Raw genomic sequence first — 21,422 nt, 5'->3', positions numbered from 1 at the left:
TCGATGGCCTGTATGGGTAGCATGAGCTTCGATGGAGTACGGCGTAAAGAACCCGAAACTATGGCAAGGCGGAAAGCCGGATCGATTCAACGTCGACGACCGCCGTGTCGGTGACGTCGACGATATCGGCAATCTTTCGGATCAGCGTATCCGGGGTGAACGGTCTCGGCAGGAATGCAATACCTCGGTTGAGAAGATCCGTATGAGTCTTGGAATCGGCCACGTAACCGGACAAGAAGAGAATTTTCATTTCAGGACGTATCGCCATGAACCGCTCGGCGAGCTCCAGCGTGATCGTGCCCGGTCTCATCACATCTGTGAGCAACAGATGGATGGGATTTTTGAACGCCTTGCAAATAGACATGGCTTCAGAGGTGGAAGGGGCTTCGACCACCACATACCCGTGCTGCTGGAGGAGTGCACGGGTCACGCCAAGCACGGTCGCCTGCGGTTCGACAATGAGCACGGTCCCGCATGAGTTCTGATGATTCTGCTGTTGCAGCACGCGCTCCAGCTCAGTTTCCAATTCCTGACGTTCCAGCTGTAGTTTTTCTTCCTGCTGCTGAGCATCCTGCCGCAGTTGATCTTGTTGCTGTTTGAGCCTCTGCTCTAATTCAGTTTCCAGTCGATGTCGTTCCTGGCTCAAGGCTTCCACCTGCCGCTGATAGTCCTCCCGAAGTTGGCCTTCCCGATGTTTCAGCTCTTCTACCAGATAGACATCAACCTTGGCTTTTTCCTGACTGAAGCGTTCTTCTTGCCGAAGCAGTTCCAGGCGCAACTCCTCTTCCCGTCGCTGGAGTTCCTGGCGTTGACGCTCCAGCTCCTTTTGCATTTCCGTTTGTAACCGGCTCTGCTCTTGTACGAGTTGCTCTTCCCGCAGCTTGATCTCCTGCCGTAGTTCCTCTTCCCGGCGTTGCAACTCTTGCAGGTGTTCCTGTTCCTGTTGTTGCAACGCTTGCCGGCGTTCCAGCTCCTCTTGCATCTCCGCCTTTAAGCGCTCATGTTCTTGAGCAAGCTGCTCTTCTCTCTGCCGGTACTGCCGCTGCATTTCTTCTTCTCGATGCTGTAACTCCAGCTCGATCTGCTGCTCCCACTGATGGTACTCCTGCCCCAGCTGCTCTTCCCGTTGTCGAAACTGCTGCTGCAATTGTTCTTCGCGTTGCTGAATCACTTGTTTGTGACCGCGGATATCGCGAATGACACCAACGGTGCCCATCATTTGGCGCTGTGGATTGTAGCGGCCCATGGCGGTCAGCTCGACCTCAACCGCCTCGCTCGGTGTCTCGCCCGTCGCTTTCGGTTTTAGTCGAAGCTCCATGTTCCGGGTCGCCCGATCGCCGGTTCGCCGTTCATTCAGCCGATGCTCGGCCAATGTTCGTTCCTCTTCTGGAATCACCTTTGAAAAATGCGTCCCGATTAGTTCTTCCGGCGTATATCCTAATAATTTCACCACTCCAGGGCCGACGTTGACGAAGCGGCCCTCATGATCCAGTTCATACACGATCTCAGTCATTTCCTCGGATAAGCGCAGGTAAGCTTCGGCGGATCGATCCATCAGCTGAGCCGGCTGGCTTTGCTTGTCAAGCAAGGCTTTCGCTGCTGCAGGAAACTCGACCGAGAAGGTCGGGGACTTTTTGTAGAAACAATGATCGGCGCCCGCACGAATCGCCTGCATGGCGGTCGAGATATCGTTGCGGTCGGTTTGCAAAATGATGGCGCTTTTCGGAAGGCGTTTCCGGATTTCCGGAATGACGGTCATCGCGCTCGATTGAAGCAGCGGTTCGTCCAGGAAGACGACGTGCCATTCGTTCCGCGCGACCCACTCCAGAAGATCATCGGCCGAGTAGATCGTCTCCACGCGGCAGCCTGGAAAGACGGTGCGGAAGCCAATGGTAATCGTCTTGACCTCCTCGGCTTCCGCATTCGCAATGAGGACGGTGACGTGTTGGTGTTGAATCATGCAGGGCCGATCTTGGTCCATTAAAACACGCCCGGTTCGCGCCGGCATCAACAACAGGGATCAATGGAAAGTATCAACGGCACCTGAATTTTTGTCAATTGATCGGGCAACTGCCCGATCATGATTGGCGTACGCTGCAACAAACCTGATCTGCCCAACGGTTCTCAAAAGGAAGCGCACTCGTAAGCTCTTTTATGATCGGCGTTTTTATGTTTTCAACTCTTGGGAATACCGTGTGCCACCCCTCTGCCCTAGACGGTCGACTATGAAAGGCGCCCGGCCAGACACCAATCGTTCACCGGTACACGTTCGCTCGCGTCTGAGTAGAACAGAGAAATGATGGCAGGAGTGAAGGACAACTACATCGTGCAGAATCAATGACGGCGCGTGCCTGAAATCCCGTTCAAGCTCCAGTCGTAGTCCAAGAATTGAATATCATACCGGTTTGTCGTGAGATCGCGAGCCAACGCGGGATCATCGACATACTGGGCGACGTATCTCAACAGTGATCCGGAATGGCCGATGAACTCCTTCTCGTGCCATTTGAAGATCATCGAAAGATAAGCCACTTTCTTCTGACGATCGAATCGATTGCGGCTCGTATCATTAATGAATGCCCGCGCGCCGTCGTTCAATTGCTGATCCAATCGTTCCGACGCATACACCTGTGAGGATAGCTTCGGAGCTGAGCGCGAGGCGGGGACGATGGCGAAGTGAAGGCGTGGATCCCGAAAATCAGGGACTAGCAGATCTTCCTCAAGGTCGTGCAGACTGATCGGTCGTCCGCCAACATAATGATGTTGCGGGATGAAGTAACGATATCGCCCCCATGCGCTCTGCGGAACATATCCGTCCAAGATCCCCTTGATCGCAAATGCGTTGTAGGCATTGATCCAGAACGCCATGCTATGCTGCCGCGACGGGAGCTCATTCGGATTGAATCGGTCCAGCTGCCAAATGAAGAACTGGAACCGGTCATCCTGCGCAATGGCCGGATAGTTAACCACTCCGTCTTTGACATGGGCACGCAGAATCTCATCCAGATACTGATAGCTGAATTGCGACAATGGAATCGGCTCTACCGGCGCAAATGATCGCGGGGCGGACGAGCAGGCGACGAGCACGCCGATTACGAAGGCAACCCATACCCCAAGGACGTACCGCAAAGCATCATCCCTCAACGTGTCCCAGACCATCAACGGCCGCTAAGGGATTATACGTTTTTGTAGCCTTAACTTCATGCGGAATGTTGAGTGAACACCTGTCGCGAACCATGTGCCGTGCTGAGGAGGAACAATGATTGAACGGGCATGCTTAATGCCCCGTCTTTTTAAAGACAATATCGCCGTAAAAGGCGGTCGCGGACTCGCCCGTATTGTCCGTATCCGTCATAATCGCGACGCCGGAGATTAAGGGAGGCTCATCCCCGAATGCGGCTTTATAATCCTCATAGACGTTCCGCTCTTCGGTAACCCATCGATTCAGATTCGCTGCGCCGCTTTCCACAACGATCATCATGGCCCGTTCCGTGTATGGATTAGGCACGATAGTGTCTTTCGCAGCAAGGCTGTCCCAGATGTAGTTTAGCGCACCGAGGGGTGGATATTGGCCGTACAGCAGCCGGGCCGTTTCATATTTCGCCTTCTCGAACAATCCCACCCTGCTGGAATCATAGGCAAAGGTAATATACAGACGAGCCGGATAATCGTCCCCATCCTTGCGCGTCACATCGCTCTTCTTCAGAAGATTGCTTACTTTCCACTGCCATTGAACAACCGGAAATTCTTTGGGATCAATTGTAATTTGTCGGGTCAGCCCGGATGACGACGCTGCACTCTCCGCCTTCACAACCATATCTTCTCCATCACGTACCAGCGTGTAGGCCGTGTGCCGCTTGATTTTGGGAAACGTCAGCGGCTTCCAATTCTCCGGATACTCCGTGCCCGGCGCCGCCATGGAAAATTTCCCGACCTCAAGCAGAGCATCCGACTGAGCATGAACGGTCAACGGCGCAACAAAAAGAGCAATTCTTATCATGGAGGACAAAGTCCGACCGTTCATCTCTATGGCCTCACCATGTATCCAGTGAGCACGGCTTTCAGTGCGCGCTCTGCGAGTCTTTTTTCTTTTCTGTCTCCCTGACCCCTCTCCTTTCAAAGAGCGAGGCTCCATCCACTAATAGGCGTGGAGGAGGGCGGTCGGACTGACCCTGCCCGATCGAGCGGTTACATTCCTCTCATGCGCGCTCCGGGAGCACACGGGTCAGCGCGACTGCCCTCCTCTCCTACCGACTCCATTCAAACCACTTGCTCAATATTTTCTTCTTCCCCTCGCTCAACGTCGTCTTTCTCCACGCATTCGCCACCTTCTTTATTACCTCTGCTTGCGTGGGATATGGATGAATGGTGCCGGCAATCGTGCTCAAGCCCTTGCCGGCTTTCATGGCAACCGTCAATTCGCTGATCATATCGCCCGCGTGCGCGGCCACGATGGTGGCTCCCAGAATCCGATCGGTTCCCTTCTTCACGTGCACTCGCGCGAAGCCGTCCTCCTCGCCGTCCAGAATCGCACGATCGACCTCCTCCAACTTGAACGTAAACGTGTCGACATCAATTCCCTTCGACTGAGCATCCGCCTCATACATCCCCACATGCGCAACCTCCGGTTCGGTATAGGTGCACCAAGGAATAACGAGTGAATCGGTGCCGGCATGGCCCAACCCCAGCGGGTGAGGAAACAGCGCATTCTGGATGACGATCTGCGCCATCGCGTCAGCCGTGTGCGTAAACTTGAAGGGAAAACAAATATCGCCGGCCGCGTAGATCTTTGGATTGGTAGTCTGCATACGCGTATTTACTTTGACGCCATTCCTGGTGTCGTATTCGACGCCGACCGTTTCTAACCCGAGTCCTTCGACATTCGGCGCCCGGCCGATACCCACGAGAACTTCATCGACGGCCACTTCTCTCGTGCCGCCGTTCACATCATAGTGAATGACCTTTTCGTTCCCCCGCTGTTCCACTCGTGTCACCTTGGAATCAAAGACGAAAGAAACACCATCCGTTTTCATCTGTGCCTGGATGATGTCGGCCGCATCCGTATCCTCACGTGGCAGGATGCGGGCCATCTGCTCGAACAGCGACACTTGACTACCGAAGCGGGCGAAGGCTTGCGCCATCTCGCAGCCGACAGGACCCGCACCGATCACAGCCAGACGACGAGGCAGGTCCGTGAGGGAAAAAACCGTTTCATTCGTGACATAGCCGGCTTCCTGCAACCCGGGAATGGACGGAGCTGCGGCCCGCGCACCGGTACAAATTGCGGCTTTCTTAAAGGTAAGGGTCTTTCCACCAACCTGCACGGTGTCCGACCCGGTGAACCGCCCTTCGCCGAAAAACACATCCACGCCAAGGTTCTTAAACCGCTTCGCCGAATCGTTATGGCTGATGCGTGCTCTCAGTTTACGCATCCGCGCCATGACCGCCGGAAAGTCATACTTCACCGTGCCGGCAATGTGGAGGCCGAACTCGTCTGCATGGCGGACCCCGGCCCACGCGCGTGCCGCGCGAATGACACTCTTCGATGGTACACAGCCGACATTCAGACAATCGCCGCCCATCAAATGCTTCTCGATCAACGCGACCTTCGCTCCCAATGCCGCCGCCACGGCTGCGGTAACGAGCCCCGCGGTCCCCGCTCCAATGACGACAAGGTTGTAGCGGCCGGCCGGCTCAGGATTCACCCAATCGGGTGGGTGCACGTTCTGCACCAGCATGCGGTTGTATTCGTCATCCGGCTCAATCAGCAGTGGCATCGCGTCTTCTGTCATGACGCACTCCTTTGTCCACTGAACTTGCGATAGACGACGGGCATGAGAGCCAGCAAACCAAGCAGCGCAAACGCACCCAGAACTCGTGGTGACGCGATCTCGCTGAGCGAGCTGATCGACCCAAGCTGACGTCCCGCATTGGCGAAGACAAAGCCGGCCGGAATAATGCCGATTGCGGTCGCGGCAATGAACGTCGCCACAGAAATACGAGTCAGGCCGGCAACCAGATTGACGAGAAAAAACGGAAAAATAGGGATTAACCGAAGCGTCAGCAAATAGCTAAACCCATTCTTGGCAAATCCCTCCTGAATGGACCCGAGCCGGTGGCCAAACTTCCGCTCCACCCAATCGCGCAGCAAATACCGCGCGGCGAGAAAAGCCAGCGTCGCACCCGTCGTCGCTGCAATATTGACATACAGAGTGCCGAGTACCGCGCCAAAGAGAAAGCCTCCGGCCAGGGTAAAGATCGTCGCGCCCGGCAACGAAAAGGCGGTCTGCAGGCAATAGAGCAGCATATAGATCAGCACCGCCGACGTGTAATTAGCTTCGGTGAAGGCCAGCAGACGATCCCGGTTGGCTTTCAACGCGTCCAATGAGACGTATTGCCTCAGATCAAAATAGAAAAAGGCAAAGACCGCGACCGCAAAAAGCAACACCACGATGACTTTTCCCACCGGTGATGACTTAGGACGTGCTTGAGCAGCCGGCACAGCGACGTTCAGACGATTCATTCTTACGCTCCTTGAGGACTCTCTACTCATCGTTTCAAATGATGCTCAGTCGTTACAGGTTTCGGCGTATACTAGACCAGGAGAGTACCTTCTGTCTTTACTGTTATGTACGTCCAAGTAAGCGCCGGCGCCATCTCTTGATGAGAACGGTTCCACAGGCTCAGCATGGTATAGCGGGATGAAACCAGTCATACAGCAAGATGTCACCGGTTGCGGCATCGCAAGCATCGCCACACTCGTGGGGGTAACGTACAGGCAGGCTCAGCACGTGGCTCAGCAGCTTGGTATTTCTGTGGAAGACCCGTGCCTGTGGTCTGACACCACTTACGTCCGCACGCTTCTCCGGCATTACGGCGTTCGTGCCTCGGATAAAGAACAGCCGTTTCACTCCTGGAATGCATTGCCGAATCTGGCACTTCTGGCGATCAAATGGCATCGTGAAGGCGGGCGTGCTTTCTGGCATTGGGTGGTATTCTACCGGAGACCGCAGGAGCCTGTTGTACTCGACCCGAAGCGCGGACTCCGCACGAATCGGCGTACGGACTTCGGTCGCATGAAGCCAAAATGGTTCATCGAAGTCCTGACTGTGCCCATGGTGTACAGGAGAGCCAGGCGTACTCATCGCTAGGCCACTAGGCAGGCCTTCTCATCTAACTGACATGACCGCGTCCTTCTGCGTAGTTGCTCCGCCCCCGGTTTCCACGTTAACGTAATATTGAACAGACGACAGTCGAATGCATCGCAGAAGGCAAGCATGAAAGCCTATCGGGTGGAACCAGGCGCCAGAATCCAGCTCGACAAGATTCCTCCGGATGACACTGGAAAGTTCGATCCCAAGGACGATGGAAAAATGAAAGCCCAGGCAAAAACCACTGAGTTCCTCGAGAAGATCCCTTCTCTCCAGGAACGCCTCTACGCGAAAGGCACTCAAAGTTTGCTGATTATCCTGCAAGGGATGGATACATCGGGAAAGGACGGAACGATCAAGCACGTGATGTCGGGCGTGAATCCTCTTGGATGCCGCGTCGCTAGCTTTAAGGTTCCGTCGCAGAAGGAAGTGAGGCATGACTTCCTCTGGCGCATCCACCAGGAGACCCCCGAAAAAGGGTATATTGGCTTATTCAACCGGTCTCACTATGAGGATGTGCTGAGCCCTCGCGTCCATGGTCAAGTGTCCGACAAGGTGGTGAAACAGCGCTTCGATCACATTCTCGACTTCGAGCGATTATTGCTGAACCAGAATGATACAACCATCCTGAAATTCTTCCTTCACATTTCCAAAGATGAACAGCGGAAGCGACTTGAAGCGCGGATACATGATCCCGAAAAGCGATGGAAATTTAGTCCGAACGATATCGTGGATGGGAAGTTGTGGGACAAATACATGAAGGCCTATGAAGATGCGATTTCGGCGACCAGCACAGAGTGCGCCCCCTGGTATATCGTCCCGGCGGACTACAAATGGTATCGCAATCTCGTTGTGGCCGAGGCGGTGGTCGACACCTTAGAATCGATGAAATTACAGTACCCGCCGGCCCCGTCCGGTATCGATTTTGACAATCTGAAGATCGAATAAGGAGCACTGAAAGCTTATGTTGGCAACACGTGGATATGCGGCCATGGCTGCCGGTTCTCCCATGGAGCCCTTCACCTTCTCACGGCGAGATGTCGGGCCACACGACGTCCTCATTCAGATCCGCTATTGCGGCATGTGCCACTCCGACCTCCATCAAGTCAAAGATGAATGGGGTGGCTCGGTGTTTCCCTTGGTCCCCGGTCATGAAATCGTGGGAACGGTGAAGCAAGTGGGATCGGCAGTCAAAGGGTTCCATGCGGGTGATACCGCCGGAGTCGGATGCTTTGTCGATTCCTGCCGTCAATGCCATTCCTGCCGTAGCGGACTTGAGCAATACTGCGAGACGCAGTGTGTCTATACTTACAACAGCACGGAGAAGGACGGCACGACACGTACGTATGGCGGCTATTCGGACCAGATTGTGGTGGACGAACGGTACGTCTTACACATTCCCGATCGACTTGCCCCCGAACGTGCCGCACCGCTGCTGTGTGCCGGAATTACGACGTACTCCCCGCTTCGGCATTGGGGCCTGGGCCAAGGGCATACGCTGGGCGTGGTGGGACTCGGCGGACTCGGACATATGGCGATCAAGTTTGGAGCGAAGTTTGGAGCAGAGGTCACTGTCTTCAGCCACTCGGAGAACAAACGTTCAGACGCCACACGTCTCGGCGCGGCGCATTTCGTCAGTACGTCGAATCCGGATACCTTCACCACACTGGCTCGGCACTTCGATTTCATCATTGACACGGTGTCCGCCGAACATGATTACGGCGCCTATCTCGAGCTACTAAAGACGGATGGCACGATGATTCTCGTAGGTGCGCCCGACAAGGGGGCCCCGCTCGGCGCGTTTCCACTCATCATGCGCAGACGCCGGCTGGTAGGATCACTCATCGGCGGGATCCGAGAAACTCAGGAGATGCTCGACTTCTGCGCCAAGCACGATGTCGACTCGGATGTTGAAGTCATTCCCATACAACAGGTCAATGACGCGTATGAGCGGATGCTTCAGGGGGATGTGCGCTACCGTTTCGTCATCGATCTCAGTTCACTCAAGTAAACGACGCAGCGCTGTCGGTCTAGATTCGGTGTCGGATGATCGAACTGCCTATGTCAAGCAAAGCCTACCTTCCTTCTCTTCATACACCGATACCCTGGGCCGACTGATTGTTTAACACTTACGGACTATGGTGGACGGCCCGCGCACTACTCAGAATGCAGCCTCTCTCGGTGCGACGATGCCGCTGGATGTCGCGCGCTTCAAAGCCGCCCTGTTTGACCTAGACGGGGTCGTGACAAAAACCGCTGCCGTGCACGCTCGCGCCTGGCGGCATCTTTTTAACGACTATCTGAAGGCCGACTCAATCCGCACCGATCAACCTTTCCGGCCCTTCGATATCGAGCACGATTATCGTCAGTACGTGGACGGCAAGCCGCGCTACGAAGGGGTGAAGAGTTTCTTGGATTCACGTGGGATTGCGCTTCCTTGGGGCACTCCCACCGACGGGCCTGAGGAGAACACGATTTACGGTCTGGGCAATAAGAAGGATGGATATTTTCAAACCTATCTAAGAGAGACGGGCGTCGAGGTCTACCCGGGCACGGTGCGATTTCTTCGAATGGTTCGAGACCATGGAATGAAAACCGCCGTCGTCTCCTCCAGTAACCATGCTCAACAGGTCATCGAAACCGCTGGCCTGACACCGCTGTTCGATACACGGATCGACGGCCATGAAGCACAGCGCCTGCATCTTCGTGGCAAGCCTGCGCCGGATACATTTGTGGAAGCCGCTCGGCGATTGGACGTTCCTCCCCCCCAAGCCATAATTATTGAGGATGCGCTGGCGGGCGTCGAGGCAGGCCGCAAGGGCGGCTTTGGCCTGGTCATCGGCTTGGACCGGAGGAATCAAGCCGAAGCGTTACGGCAACATGGCGCGGATATTGTGGCGGCCGATTTAGCGGAATTCCTGCCTCATGAGAGCAAGACGTAGACTGTTCACAGATGTGATCGGCACCCGTGCACGACATTCCTGGTCTCGGCTCATATTCTGTGCGTTTCCCTAACGGCGGTGGTGATCGCCTCATCATATACATCTGAGTGCTCATGATTCATCGTCCTCGCTTTCAACCAGCGCCGCACATCTATCCACCTGACGAATGGAATATGGTGGAGAAACAATTCATGCCCGAGCTGCTCCAACAGGGCGAAACGATGTTTGCCGTAGGGAATGGCTATCTCGGGATGCGCGGCACCTTTGAAGAAGGCGGGCCCATCGGTCAAAACGGAACGTTCATCAATGGTTTTTATGAAGCATGGGAGATTCTGTATCCGGAAAAAGCGTATGGACTCGCGACCCACGGACAAACGATTCTCAACGTCACCGATACGAAGATTATCAAGCTCTACGTTGACGATGAACCGTTCTGGCTGCCTCATGCCCATGTCCTCAGTTTTGATCGGCGCCTGAATATGAAATCCGGCACGTTAGACCGGGACATCCTCTGGGAGACGCCAGCCGGGAAGCACGTCTCGATCAAAACACGCCGACTCGTGTCATTTGAACATCGGCATCTGGCTGCGATCTTCTATCAAGTCACCATGTTGAATGCCGCAGCCCCTGTGGTCCTCTCCTCTGAAATGATCGCGAATGAGCCCCCCGTCAATCGGGTGAATCACGATCCGAGACAGGCCAAGGTCTTTACCAGCAAGGTCCTGCATCCCCGTGCCGGATATGCCAAGGAACCTCGCATCGTCCTCTGCCATAGCACTGCCAAGAGCCGGATGATCCTCTCCTGCGCCATCGATCACCGACTTGAAACCGAATGTACCACGAGCTGGCAGACGCACTATACGAAAGATGCCGGACAAGTGGTGATGAGCATCGACGCACAACCGGGTCAGCCGATCACCCTGGTGAAATACATCGGCTATCACACGAGTCGGACCGCGCCGCCGGAAGAAATGTGCGCTCGGGTAGAACGCACGCTCGACCGCGGCGTGGCGAACGGATTTCCGCAATTGCTGCAGGAGCAAGAGCGGTATATGCAGGATTTTTGGCGGCGCAGCGATGTACAGATAACCGTGGACGCCAGGAGCGCCACGCGATCAACGACCCAAGTACAGCAGGCGATCCGGTTTAATCTCTTCCATGTGCTGCAGGCATCGGCTCGAGCCGACACCACCGGTGTGCCCGCGAAAGGTCTGACGGGACAGGCTTATGAAGGCCACTACTTCTGGGACACGGAAATCTACGTGCTGCCGTTCCTGATCTATACCGCCCCGCGTATTGCGAAGAACCTGCTCCGGTTCCGCCATGGGCTGCTGGATATGGCCAGAGAGCGCGCACGGCAGTTGAGTCAGAAGGGCGCCATGTTTCCATGGCGGACCATCAATGGAGAAGAGGCGTCTGCTTACTATGCAGCGGGGACGGCACAATATCACATCAACGCCGATATCATGTACGCCTTAAAGAAATACGTGCAGGCCACTGACGATCAGGAGTTTCTTTTTGATGAAGGCGCCGAAATGCTGGTCGAAACCGCTCGCCTGTGGTTTGATTTGGGATTTTACAATAATCGCCAGGAAGGTAAATTCTGCATCCATGGGGTCACAGGGCCGGACGAGTACAATACCGTTGTAGACAACAACATGTACACGAATCTGATGGCTCGTGAAAATCTCCGGTATGCGGCGGCGACGGTCGAAACATTGCGACGAGAGAGACCGGCTTTGTATACGGCCCTGGTGCACAAGACGAAGCTGGACTTCGCCGAGGTGAGCGAATGGAAGAATGCCGCTGACGCCATGTATATTTCCTACGATGCAATCCTGGGCGTCACGCCGCAAGACGACGCGTTTCTGAAACACGAGCCTTGGGATTTTGAACATACCCCTCTAGATAAGTACCCCTTGCTCTTATTCTTTCATCCCTTAATGATCTATCGGCATCAAGTTATCAAGCAGGCCGATCTCGTCCTTGCCATGTTGTTGCTACCACACGAGTTTTCGGCCGACCTGAAAAAGCGCAACTTTGAGTTCTATGATCCCCTCACGACGGGCGATTCTTCGTTGTCTCCCTGCATTCAAAGCATCATGGCCGCAGAAATCGGTGACATGGCGAAAGCCGTGGATTATGCTCGCGTGGCCTCGCTTATGGATCTGGGGGACGTCGCCGGAAACGTCAAAGATGGATGCCATATCGCGGCAATGGGAGGAGTCTGGATGGTCTTCGTCTACGGTTTCGCCGGCATGCGGGACTATGGCGGTCAGCTCGCGTTCCGACCAAGAATTCCACCCGCCCTCGAGCGTCTGCGGTTCCAGCTCATCGTCAAGGGGCAAATACTTGAAGTTGATGCCGGCCGGACCCATACTCGGTATACCCTACATACGGGTCCCCGCCTGACCATCAGTCATGAAGAGTATGAGATTCAGCTTTCGCCTGAGGCGCCATCCTCGGTTCAACCGAATTGGATTGCAGACGCCACTCAAAAGAGTTAAGGCTCTCGGTGGCAATTCTATCTCCACATAGACACGCTACCCGTTTCCTTCACATTTTTTACAATCGAGAGACTGTCCCAGATGCCCGCTCCGCCCTACTTCGGTCACCACCCAAGGCCGACTCACGAACGGCGGCTGATGACGCACGTGCTGTCCATGTCCGCATGCGAGGTCGGCGACCCAGTCCCCGTGTTCGTCCTGATGAAATCCAATAATCGGTTGATGCATCACCGTCCCATGACGTCGTTATCGAGAGGGGTCTTTTTTCGTTTCCGCCATAGGATCGCCAGCGAGGAAGGCTTCGAAGCGTGAGGGTTGGAATTCCATATCGGCAGCAGACCAGGCCTTTTGGAATCGTTCATTGATCGTCGCACCGTCCAGCTCCTTCTTCTGCACGTGCAGGCTTTCCGCAAGGCCATGCAATGACCACGGGTTTTCCGGCGTGCGCCTGAGGTCTTCTCGAAATACCCGTTCGGCTTCGCCCGCATGACCTGCTGCGAACAAGAACCGGCCCAACGATTCCCGGACCGGATAGTACCAGTCAGGCGGCTCATAGTACCGAAGCCCGTCCTGAAGCCGCACGGCTTGCTCGAAATCTGCCATCGCTTTTTCTACCTGGCCGCTCTTCGCCGCTATCTGACCGTCCAACACATGCAAGGCAATGCCAAGCAATACCTTCGCCGAGTTGAGTCCGACTATCCTCTCGGGCGTGGTAGCATCTGATATCTCTTGAAGCTTCTGACGGGCCTCCTTAGCCGGCCCCGGTTGTCCTTTCGCCGTCAGTGCGAGGCCACGCGCGTAGTGCCAAAGTGCAAGGCTGTACGCCAAATCAGCCGGTGGCGCAGGCAGGCGCAAGACGTTGTCCCAGTGTCCAAAACGGACCATTGTGAGCAAAGGCGGCGACAGTAAGAATTCTAACTCCGGCGCCTGACGAATCGTGTCGGGGGACACCGCTGGAATGAGCTCATGGCCAACCTTCAACGCCTCTTCACTGCGGCCCTGCATGATCAATGCAGACCATAAGAAATGAATATTATGAGGGTAGTACCCGATGGGGTACATCCCCGACACGTGACGTCCCTCTAAATAATGACGATCAGCCGATATCGCATGCCGGTTTCGTTCGGCCGCTTCCTCATACCGCCCCACCCGAATATAAATGTGTGACGGCATATGAACGAGATGTCCAGCGCCCGGCGCTAGGCGTGGCAGCCGCTCCGCGCACGGTACTGCACGTTCAGGCTGCCAGGCTTCAACGGCATGGATGTAATAGTGACACGCCCCGATATGGTTGGGATTGCGCTCAAGCGTCTCCTCGAGGGTTCCGACGATCTCCATGGTGTCCGGTCGCGGTTGTCCGTCGTGAGTCCAATAATCCCACGGTCGCAGATTCATCAACGCCTCGGCAAACATCGTCGCGGCATCGGCGTCCGTCGGATCATCCCGGTAGAGGTGTCGCATCCTGTCCGCATAGGCTCCATCAAGCGCGTGGCGATCGGCATCCGGTGCAATTGAATAGCGAACGGTCAACGCGTCGATGTAGGCCCGCTCTCGCGGCGTCTCGCGTCCCGCCTTGGCTTTGGCTTTCTGAACCGCCTCATACGCCCGTCTTTCTTGTTCCCGATCCATCGGAGCGTTGATGTTCGGGCCCAGCGCATAGGCAATGCCCCAGTAGGCCATGGCCGCGTCAGGATCGAGCATGGCGGCCTGTTCAAACGACCGTATCGCTTCCTCATGATTGAAGGCATAGATGAATCGCAGCCCTTGGTTAAAGTACTCTTGTGCACGAGGATGAGCCGTCGTGATCTTGTGATGGAGTGTGCCTAGGTTCCCGAAAAGCGGCACATTCTCATTCAGCTCTGCTGACTCCGATTGAGCAGGAGGAATGGCATGCGCCATGGAGAACATTATGATAACAAACGCAAAGAGCAATGCCTCTTGACGATGTCGGAAGACATTCATGCTGTTCACCTCACATGCACCGGTGTCTACGACTCAATACGAGAAAAACGATCGGCGTATCCATAATTGACATTGCGAGAATGGACAGGCCAAAAAGAGCATCTGCATTGCTGAAGGGGTGAAAGACTCCGAATGACCAGGGTCATCGAAGCACGAGCACTTACTGCAGGCCGAATTCGCCTTGCGCCTCTTTCGGCACCGACATTATATAATTCCGATCCACCGTGGCCTTGGAGGTTCCGTTACTCATCACTGCGTCACCCCACCCGCGCAGGTATAAGGCGGCCAGCACGGGTTCCGACTCGCTCTTGGGCTCTCCCGAACTGGGCCGTTTGCCTGCAACCTGCCCGACGACAGTCACGCGAGCCCATTGCCGATAGTCTGTCGGAAGCTCCTGTCGCCTCAACATCACCCAATAATGACCGGCTTCAGGACTCTCAAGAGAGGGTGGTCGATGAGGCATATAGTCTTTATCCAAGGGACGGTTCCTAAGCCGCAGAAAGAGATGGTCGCCCATCTGTCTTTCTTCGACAATGACGCCGCCGAGGATCACGACCTTGTCCCTGTATTGATCCGGATTCGAGGCGAGCATGGTCAGCGTCACACCCGGCTCAGCTTGGTGAATGTACTGACGAGGGAGCGTCGAGGAGCAGGCCGAGAGCAGGCAGACCACTCCAACGATCGTGGCCGAAGTCCGCATGGCCGTCAGTACTATATCCCTTCCCATTCGCATGCAAACCTCACATCATTGCGTGCCCAGCAACCTGCGCGTCGGTGCCCCGGAAAGGAAATCATGTTGGCATACACCTCGGACGATTTCCAGCACTTAAGCAAGAGAGCCCTGGCTCGTGGAAGCCACATTCGGTATAGTTTTGCCGAGAGAGGCGCACCGTGACCATTACTGAGAGTCCGACGATTTCTAACGGTCGTTACCGGATTACAAAGATCGAGCTCTGGCCGCTGGATGTACCGATCACCGATCCTTTCGTCGTCGCCACCGGGCAACGCCTCGTCGCTGAGAACATTTTTGTTCGGCTGACGCTTCAGGGCGGCGCGGTCGGCTATGGCGAAATGGCGCCCTTCCCTGAGGTGGGCGGTGAGAGCCGCGATTCCTGCCTGAAGGCCGCACAGCAACTTGCAACTGTCATGCTGGGCAAATTCGCCACACACTATCAAAGGATTGCGTGTACGATGCATGAGATGGCGGCGGGTCATCCGGCAGCCCGGTGTGGGCTGGAGACGGCGCTTCTCGATGCCCTCTGCCGCGAGCTCGGCATCCCCGTGTGGGCGTTATGGGGCGGCGCCGATGTGCGCGCGCGCGAGACGGACATTACGATTCCGATCACGACCGTCGAACGATCCATCTCCCTTGGACGAGGCTGGTACACGAAGGGGTTCCGTCTGTTCAAAACAAAAGTGGGCATGGATGTGGAGCAGGATATCCGCCGGGTCGAAGCGCTTCACCACGCCTTGCCCGATAGCGCCTTCATCATCGATGCGAATCAAGGGTTCACCGAAGCCCAGTGTCGGACATTTGTAAAGGAGATCAGCTCCTGCGGTGCGGCCGTGGTCTTGCTTGAACAACCGGTTCTAAGAGCAGACCTGGAAGGAATGGCAGCCTTACGACGTGACCTGGGCATTCCGATCGCGGCCGATGAATCTGTGCGATCGCTCCAGGACGCAAAGGACGTCGCCCGCCGGGAGGCCGCCGATTTCATCAATATCAAAATTACAAAATGCGGGCTGTTGAATGCGATCGAAATCGCGACATTCGCACGGTCGATGGGATTACGCCTGATGGCCGGCGGGATGGTGGAAACCCGTATCGCTATGGGGTGCTCATTTACCCTGGCCCTCGGACTCGGAGGCTTTGAACTGCTCGACCTCGATACCCCACTCCTATTGGCAACTGATCCGGTAAAGGGCGGCTATTCGTACACCGGTCCGACATTACAGCCTTGCCTCGGCGCAGGCCTCGATATGCAGGTGGAACCGAGCGGCAACACAATCGTGCTCGGATCATAGCGTCGCGGTCTAGACGGCTGTAGACATCACGTTGAGTAAGGCGGGTAAAAAAGAGTGCACTACGTCTCCGGACTTTATTGCCCCTGGCTCGGAATAACGGGGTTGGAATGGGCGGGTAGATTTCTATCCGAGCTCATCGATCCTCCAGCAGCTGAAGAACCGTTGATCGTTTGAATCACGGTCCCCGGCCCTTTACTGGTCGATGCGCTTACCCCTGAACTCTCGAGAGAGCCTTCCGTCGGACCGGAGCTATCACCCGATCCTCCGGATCCTCCACCTGGCCTGCTTTCAGCCATTGCTGGAAGAGTGAGCTTTTCCAGAACGGTGTTTCCATTTTCATAGCGCGTCAAAACCCATGGTTCTAATTGCACGTCGCCCTTAGGTTTGGCCGTCGCCCGATATCCTACTCCAGATGCTGCGGAAGGCACTTCCACTTCAACGGTATAGTATTTCAAGGCCGGCGTCGTCCTGTAGCCAATGGCTTGCAGATCAGATGAATACTGTCCACGTGCTTCGTAGTACATCGTCTCGAGCCGATTCACCTCAACTAACGCTGTTTCCGCCTCAACCGTTTTGGCTTTGTCGCTAAATACTGTATAGGAAACTCCGGCGATAGAGGCGAGAATCCCGATGATGGCCACGACGACCATGACCTCGCTCAGTGTAAAGCCACGCTCCCCTCTAACAATTCCTAGCTTCGCCACTCACCACTCCCTCTCAGACCTCAACGGCACAGCTTGCAGTATACCACCCCCGTCACGGCGCTAACGGACGCCGTCTCAAGCGCGTACAAGCGAGTGTGGCATTCCACTTTACGAGTGGGTCCTTCACCCGGCACCTGTCTAGCCGGCTTGACGGCAGTGTGGCCTATGGATAATCGCGTATAACGTTTTTCGGGTACACGATTCATGTTATAAGGACCGGACTCTTCCACGCTGCTTCAATAATAAACTCATCATCCTCAGGCTTGTGATGGTCAAGTTTGCCTGACAGTGTTTATCCAACGTGGCTGACACCCCTTGCATTCTTTGTTGTTTTCACAGGCGTGTCTTTTGCTTGTCTAGAAAGACTCCCCATCGCGGGCACTGAGAATCAACAGCCATTGAAAGGAATGTATGATGCATGATGCTCTGAAGGGCCTTTTTGTCGCACTTGTCATGGTCTCGATGAACGCGTCCACAACTTGGGCAAACACCATCACCGTGAACCCTAAAGCTATCGGTGAGCCTGATAAGTCATTCGCCGCAGCCTCCATCGGCCTGAATTATGTCTCCGCACTGAGTCAGAACCCTTTGACAGGAGCATTTTCTGAGCGGGGAGGAGGAACCTTTACCGACTTTTACTATCCCGATACAACGAGTGTCGTTGGAAAAACCGGATTAGGTAACCACTATAACCTTTCTGCGTTATTTTCGGGATCAGGAACGGCGATACCAACACCGGAAGGTTTTACGGCGACGTTTAATAGCTTTGACCTTCAGATTTTTGCCGACCGGACACTCGTTGGACGTTCTACAGGCCTGATTAGTGGGTCCGCTCAGCTAGTTCCCGATCCCAACTCTTCTTTTCGGGCGTCGGGTACCTTCGACGTCAGTGTCAACTTTGCGCCGGTCGGCGGATTTTTCAGCAGCAACATTCAGACAGCGGAACTGAAAGGCCTCAACGATAGCTATACGGTCGGCGCGGGATTGACTTTTTATAGTTTTCATACGGGGTCGGGCACTTTGAGCTTCGGCACGGGCGTGTCGCAGGGTCTAACCACATTCGATAATCTCACCGACGGAGAGCAGAGGGTAGTCATTACCAATCCTGAACCAGCCACTCTTGTTCTCTTAGCGTCAGGACTGGCAGGCTTCGCGATGATTCAACTGCGGCGGCGACGGAGTCAACAAAGCCAACGTTAACCAGGCACGATGCGTGGCAGTCGAAGGGGCTGCCGCGCATGGGTTGGTGGATTACGACAGCGGTTTTTGGTCCGACCGGCCCGCTCATATGAAGCCGCTTCATCCTGCTCGCATTTCTCGTCAATCCTCACGCCCTATGCTAGACTTCGCCGACTTTCGTAGCATTCATGAGCGAGGAGACGTCAAATGGGCCTCTCACAATTTCGTGTCGGAGTAGTCGGAGTGGGACGAATGGGCGCGAATATGGCGCGCCGCCTTGCGGACAAGGGCTGTGCCGTTACGGCCGTGTATGACGTCGACCCCATGAAGACTCAGTCGCTCGCGAATGAACTCGGATGCGAACCGGCACAGACGCCCGCCCGTGTGGCAGAGATGAGCAACACTGTCTTCACCGTAATTAGCGACGATACCGGCATGCGTCAGATCTTTAAGGCGGAGCAATCGGACAGCCTCCTGGCACAGGCGAACGGCCGGCTCTTCGTCAACTGCGCCACACTCTCCCCTCAGGTCCATGTCGAAGTCGAAACGATGGTGGAGCAACACGGCGGGACAAGTCTTGAAGCCTGCATGGCGAGCAGTATCACCCAGGCGCGTAACGGGACATTGTATCTCATGTGCGGCGGCAAGCCGGAAGCTTTCCGAGCCGCCAAGCCGCTGCTCGAATCGCTCAGCGCCAGCCTGCGCTACATCGGTCCGTCCGGTGAGGCAGCCAAGGTCAAGGCGCTGGTGAACATGGTCATGAACATCAATACCGCCGGTCTGGCCGAAGGACTAGGGCTCGGTGCAGCGCTCGGACTGAATCTCACCATGCTCCGTGAGGTGTTCGCGCAAACTGGAGCCGCGTCAAGGGTGCTCGAGACGGACGGCGAAGATATGCAACACCGCTCACATGACTGTTACTTCTCGGCTGCCCATGCCGCCAAAGATTCCGGCATCGCATTGGCACTGGCGGAATCAGCCGGCTTGTCGCTGCCGCTTGCTCAAGCGACGTCGGAGCAGTACCAACGCCTGGTGGCGGCAGGAAAAGGCGACCTCGATAAGTCGGGGATTGCCGAACTGACGTTTATCGATAGAATCGGTCCTCCATGAAACTCGTGACGATCCTGGCTGCGCTGGTCGCGGGTTCACCATCGGCTGTTCAGATCAAGGCGGCGCACAGGAACTGTACATGACGGCGCAATTAAAGGGTGCGCGGGGCCACGAATAAGTGGCCCCCATCTGTGCATGTAGCCAAGATGGTGAGGCGGCCGGTTCTTCGGCAGAACAATCTACAACACGCGCATCATCACCAGGATACACAAGCCCGCCTTGCGATACTGAACCCGGTCAACCGAACCAGGAATAATCGCGGACTGCTCAAGCACTCGTAGTAGGGTATACCCGTTGTTGACATGTCCTTGAGCTGGTACTGCCGGTGGCCTCAATCACCCTTCATGCAAATCCAGCTATCCTTCGGGGCAGGATCAGCATGATCCTGCGAGAGGACAAGCACCAGGCTAATACATTTTTCACGACAGGGCGACGTGTGCGGATGGGTGCAGGTTGCGTATTAAACCAAGTCTTTCTTTAATCGTTAACAAGATCATCGGCCAGCAGTTGTACGATCGCGAAGGAAATGAAGATCGCATTTAGCAGTACTATAACGAAACGAATGGAAAATCAGAACAAGATCTCGTCCCGGAACAATCTTCCGCACTGTAGCGTGTACAGTGATATCTAATATCTGCTTCTGACGAACGAAGGTTTAGAACCGATCCGGGGCCGGATTCGGCTCGGGATGAGGAGGGGGCATCGGTTCGGGGCCTGGCGCCGGGATGGGGACCGGATCAGGAAGAGGAGCCGGCTCCGGAACGGGCGGTTGACGATACCTCGTCATACAGTGTGGTCCCCCTGCGCCGATCTGCCAGGAGATTTCCGCCGGATCACGGGTATCGCCTTTCAGAGCCTAGGTCGTTTTTTTCTCGTCTGGCACCTGTGGCGGAGCCGGTACGGAAGTATGGAATGACATCACGCTCGCATGCTCACGCCAGAGCGCGAGACCGCCGACCAATCCATTCAGATTAGACACAATCGTCACATGAGCCGGATGCTCTCCGATATCCACGCTTCGCGCATTCCCGCCACCGATATATAGACGGTCATAGTGAAACATCTTTTCCAGCTTTTTGACCGTTTTCATTAGCCGCTTGTTCCACTTGCCTTTCCCGTCTTTTTGCAGATCGGCGTCACTCAGCTTTTTTCGACCAACCTCGACATTGGGGACGAGATGACCATTCACGAACAGCGACGAGCCGACTCCGGTGCCGAGCGTCAGCACAAGCTCCACTCCTTTCCCCGAAATGGCTCCGAAGCCTTGCACGTCGGCGTCATTGGCGACCCGAACGGGCTTGCCAAGCCGAGCGGCGAGAACTTCGCCGACATTAAAATCCTTCCACTCGCTTGCTAAGTTCGGCGCATCTTTCACCACCCCATTACGGATGATGCCCGGAAATCCAACCGACACACGATCGAACTCCCCTTGTTGCTGGGCCAACGCCGTCAGGGCATCCATTACCTCTCCCGGCATACCGCTGGCGGGAGTCTTGACACGTGCCCGTTCCGTGATCGGCGCACCAAGTTCGTTGAGCACGACGGCTTTTAAGCCCGTCGCCCCTATGTCGATCGCCAGCGTACGAAGCGGCTTCTCTTCTGCTGTGATCTGTGGTTTCGCCGGCTTGGCGCTTTCCTTTCCGTTATCTTTCACGGACTTTTCGATGACGGTCGTCCCCATATCACCTCCACTCAACGTGCTATCGCTACTCTCTCACAGCACCGTTGAAGAAGGTGTAAGCATACCGCGCACTCATACGACGGGGCTTGGCCGACACGGCTGGCAGGGTGTTAAGAACGGGCGTAAGACGATCGCCACCTATGGCACGGACCCATGGGGCGCTG

General features: G+C 55.5%; 18 protein-coding genes. 8 read left to right on the top strand and 10 right to left on the bottom strand.

Going from position 1 to position 21,422, the window contains the following annotated elements; translation table 11 throughout:
- Window positions 1-58: 58 nt before the first annotated feature.
- The 5 genes from ACWHYZ_RS07380 to ACWHYZ_RS07360 all read right to left on the bottom strand — a co-directional run bounded on the left by ACWHYZ_RS07380 (window position 59) and on the right by ACWHYZ_RS07360 (window position 6,520).
- A complete protein-coding gene (locus ACWHYZ_RS07380) occupies window positions 59-1,960 on the bottom strand; it encodes a response regulator (RefSeq protein WP_447986634.1) in 1,902 nt (633 codons plus the stop codon).
- 374 nt (window positions 1,961-2,334) lie between these two features.
- Window positions 2,335-3,126, bottom strand: a complete 792-nt coding sequence (locus ACWHYZ_RS07375; RefSeq protein WP_447986633.1) for a DUF547 domain-containing protein — start codon at window positions 3,124-3,126, stop codon at window positions 2,335-2,337.
- Window positions 3,127-3,274: 148 nt separating this feature from the next.
- On the bottom strand, window positions 3,275-4,021 hold the full coding sequence (locus tag ACWHYZ_RS07370) for a DUF3047 domain-containing protein (RefSeq protein WP_447986632.1): 747 nt from the start codon (window positions 4,019-4,021) through the stop codon (window positions 3,275-3,277).
- Window positions 4,022-4,244: 223 nt separating this feature from the next.
- Window positions 4,245-5,789, bottom strand: a complete 1,545-nt coding sequence (locus tag ACWHYZ_RS07365; protein ID WP_447986631.1) for a mercuric reductase — start codon at window positions 5,787-5,789, stop codon at window positions 4,245-4,247.
- Complete coding sequence (locus ACWHYZ_RS07360) at window positions 5,786-6,520, bottom strand: TVP38/TMEM64 family protein (RefSeq protein WP_447986630.1); 735 nt, start codon at window positions 6,518-6,520, stop codon at window positions 5,786-5,788. Before ACWHYZ_RS07360 ends, ACWHYZ_RS07365 begins: the two co-directional genes overlap by 4 nt.
- Before the next feature lie 178 nt (window positions 6,521-6,698).
- Here ACWHYZ_RS07360 and ACWHYZ_RS07355 point away from each other — a divergent pair, with 178 nt between their 5' ends.
- The 5 genes from ACWHYZ_RS07355 (at window position 6,699) to ACWHYZ_RS07335 (ending at window position 12,597) form a co-directional block, all read left to right on the top strand.
- Window positions 6,699-7,148: a hypothetical protein gene (locus ACWHYZ_RS07355; RefSeq protein ID WP_447986629.1), complete on the top strand. Its 450-nt coding sequence runs from the start codon at window positions 6,699-6,701 to the stop codon at window positions 7,146-7,148.
- 126 nt (window positions 7,149-7,274) lie between these two features.
- Window positions 7,275-8,096 (top strand): polyphosphate kinase 2 family protein, encoded by an 822-nt coding sequence (locus ACWHYZ_RS07350; protein ID WP_447986628.1) that lies wholly within the window; start codon window positions 7,275-7,277, stop codon window positions 8,094-8,096.
- 16 nt (window positions 8,097-8,112) lie between these two features.
- Complete coding sequence (locus tag ACWHYZ_RS07345) at window positions 8,113-9,159, top strand: NAD(P)-dependent alcohol dehydrogenase (protein ID WP_447986627.1); 1,047 nt, start codon at window positions 8,113-8,115, stop codon at window positions 9,157-9,159.
- Window positions 9,160-9,337: 178 nt separating this feature from the next.
- Window positions 9,338-10,090, top strand: a complete 753-nt coding sequence (locus tag ACWHYZ_RS07340; RefSeq protein ID WP_447986626.1) for an HAD family hydrolase — start codon at window positions 9,338-9,340, stop codon at window positions 10,088-10,090.
- Window positions 10,091-10,203: 113 nt separating this feature from the next.
- On the top strand, window positions 10,204-12,597 hold the full coding sequence (locus tag ACWHYZ_RS07335; protein ID WP_447986625.1) for a glycoside hydrolase family 65 protein: 2,394 nt from the start codon (window positions 10,204-10,206) through the stop codon (window positions 12,595-12,597).
- A gap of 36 nt (window positions 12,598-12,633) precedes the next feature.
- On the opposite strand, the gene ACWHYZ_RS07330 is transcribed toward ACWHYZ_RS07335, so the two are convergent.
- The 3 genes from ACWHYZ_RS07330 to ACWHYZ_RS07320 all read right to left on the bottom strand — a co-directional run bounded on the left by ACWHYZ_RS07330 (window position 12,634) and on the right by ACWHYZ_RS07320 (window position 15,292).
- Entirely contained in the window at window positions 12,634-12,825 is a 192-nt protein-coding gene (locus tag ACWHYZ_RS07330) for a DUF3565 domain-containing protein (protein WP_447986624.1), read from the bottom strand.
- A gap of 18 nt (window positions 12,826-12,843) precedes the next feature.
- On the bottom strand, window positions 12,844-14,559 hold the full coding sequence (locus ACWHYZ_RS07325) for a hypothetical protein (protein WP_447986623.1): 1,716 nt from the start codon (window positions 14,557-14,559) through the stop codon (window positions 12,844-12,846).
- Window positions 14,560-14,719: 160 nt separating this feature from the next.
- On the bottom strand, window positions 14,720-15,292 hold the full coding sequence (locus ACWHYZ_RS07320) for a Slp family lipoprotein (protein WP_447986622.1): 573 nt from the start codon (window positions 15,290-15,292) through the stop codon (window positions 14,720-14,722).
- Window positions 15,293-15,450: 158 nt separating this feature from the next.
- Between ACWHYZ_RS07320 and ACWHYZ_RS07315 the strand changes: the two genes are divergently transcribed.
- The gene (locus ACWHYZ_RS07315) at window positions 15,451-16,584 is read left to right on the top strand and encodes a dipeptide epimerase (protein WP_447986621.1); all 1,134 of its coding nucleotides are present in this window, start codon (window positions 15,451-15,453) and stop codon (window positions 16,582-16,584) included.
- A 74-nt stretch (window positions 16,585-16,658) separates the two neighbouring features.
- Here the strand turns inward: ACWHYZ_RS07315 and ACWHYZ_RS07310 are convergent, their stop codons facing one another.
- Window positions 16,659-17,288, bottom strand: a complete 630-nt coding sequence (locus tag ACWHYZ_RS07310; protein WP_447986620.1) for a type IV pilin protein — start codon at window positions 17,286-17,288, stop codon at window positions 16,659-16,661.
- Window positions 17,289-17,702: 414 nt separating this feature from the next.
- Here ACWHYZ_RS07310 and ACWHYZ_RS07305 point away from each other — a divergent pair, with 414 nt between their 5' ends.
- Together ACWHYZ_RS07305 and ACWHYZ_RS07300 are read left to right on the top strand one after the other, a co-directional pair.
- Window positions 17,703-18,488 (top strand): PEP-CTERM sorting domain-containing protein, encoded by a 786-nt coding sequence (locus tag ACWHYZ_RS07305; RefSeq protein ID WP_447986619.1) that lies wholly within the window; start codon window positions 17,703-17,705, stop codon window positions 18,486-18,488.
- Window positions 18,489-18,674: 186 nt separating this feature from the next.
- Window positions 18,675-19,577 carry an NAD(P)-dependent oxidoreductase gene (locus tag ACWHYZ_RS07300; protein ID WP_447986618.1) on the top strand — a complete coding sequence of 301 codons (903 nt, stop codon included), beginning with the start codon at window positions 18,675-18,677 and terminating at the stop codon, window positions 19,575-19,577.
- 856 nt (window positions 19,578-20,433) lie between these two features.
- Here ACWHYZ_RS07300 and ACWHYZ_RS07295 read toward each other — a convergent pair.
- The gene (locus tag ACWHYZ_RS07295; protein ID WP_447986617.1) at window positions 20,434-21,258 is read right to left on the bottom strand and encodes an ROK family protein; all 825 of its coding nucleotides are present in this window, start codon (window positions 21,256-21,258) and stop codon (window positions 20,434-20,436) included.
- Window positions 21,259-21,422 lie beyond the last annotated feature (164 nt).

This window comes from Nitrospira sp. Nam74 (genome assembly GCF_965152615.1).
The sequence above is the reverse complement of the archived record's forward strand: the minus strand, read 5'-3'. Positions and strand labels throughout refer to the sequence as shown.

What these genes read in the sequence shown, in the direction of transcription:
- ACWHYZ_RS07380 (WP_447986634.1), bottom strand. Translation starts at nt 1,960, where the DNA reads ATGATTCAACACCAACACGTCACCGTCCTCATTGCGAATGCGGAAGCC.
- ACWHYZ_RS07370 (WP_447986632.1), bottom strand. Translation starts at nt 4,021, where the DNA reads ATGAACGGTCGGACTTTGTCCTCCATGATAAGAATTGCTCTTTTTGTT.
- ACWHYZ_RS07365 (WP_447986631.1), bottom strand. Translation starts at nt 5,789, where the DNA reads ATGACAGAAGACGCGATGCCACTGCTGATTGAGCCGGATGACGAATAC.
- ACWHYZ_RS07360 (WP_447986630.1), bottom strand. Translation starts at nt 6,520, where the DNA reads ATGAATCGTCTGAACGTCGCTGTGCCGGCTGCTCAAGCACGTCCTAAG.
- ACWHYZ_RS07355 (WP_447986629.1), top strand. Translation starts at nt 6,699, where the DNA reads ATGAAACCAGTCATACAGCAAGATGTCACCGGTTGCGGCATCGCAAGC.
- ACWHYZ_RS07350 (WP_447986628.1), top strand. Translation starts at nt 7,275, where the DNA reads ATGAAAGCCTATCGGGTGGAACCAGGCGCCAGAATCCAGCTCGACAAG.
- ACWHYZ_RS07345 (WP_447986627.1), top strand. Translation starts at nt 8,113, where the DNA reads ATGTTGGCAACACGTGGATATGCGGCCATGGCTGCCGGTTCTCCCATG.
- ACWHYZ_RS07340 (WP_447986626.1), top strand. Translation starts at nt 9,338, where the DNA reads ATGCCGCTGGATGTCGCGCGCTTCAAAGCCGCCCTGTTTGACCTAGAC.
- ACWHYZ_RS07335 (WP_447986625.1), top strand. Translation starts at nt 10,204, where the DNA reads ATGATTCATCGTCCTCGCTTTCAACCAGCGCCGCACATCTATCCACCT.
- ACWHYZ_RS07330 (WP_447986624.1), bottom strand. Translation starts at nt 12,825, where the DNA reads ATGCATCAACCGATTATTGGATTTCATCAGGACGAACACGGGGACTGG.
- ACWHYZ_RS07325 (WP_447986623.1), bottom strand. Translation starts at nt 14,559, where the DNA reads ATGAATGTCTTCCGACATCGTCAAGAGGCATTGCTCTTTGCGTTTGTT.
- ACWHYZ_RS07320 (WP_447986622.1), bottom strand. Translation starts at nt 15,292, where the DNA reads ATGCGAATGGGAAGGGATATAGTACTGACGGCCATGCGGACTTCGGCC.
- ACWHYZ_RS07305 (WP_447986619.1), top strand. Translation starts at nt 17,703, where the DNA reads ATGCATGATGCTCTGAAGGGCCTTTTTGTCGCACTTGTCATGGTCTCG.
- ACWHYZ_RS07300 (WP_447986618.1), top strand. Translation starts at nt 18,675, where the DNA reads ATGGGCCTCTCACAATTTCGTGTCGGAGTAGTCGGAGTGGGACGAATG.
- ACWHYZ_RS07295 (WP_447986617.1), bottom strand. Translation starts at nt 21,258, where the DNA reads ATGGGGACGACCGTCATCGAAAAGTCCGTGAAAGATAACGGAAAGGAA.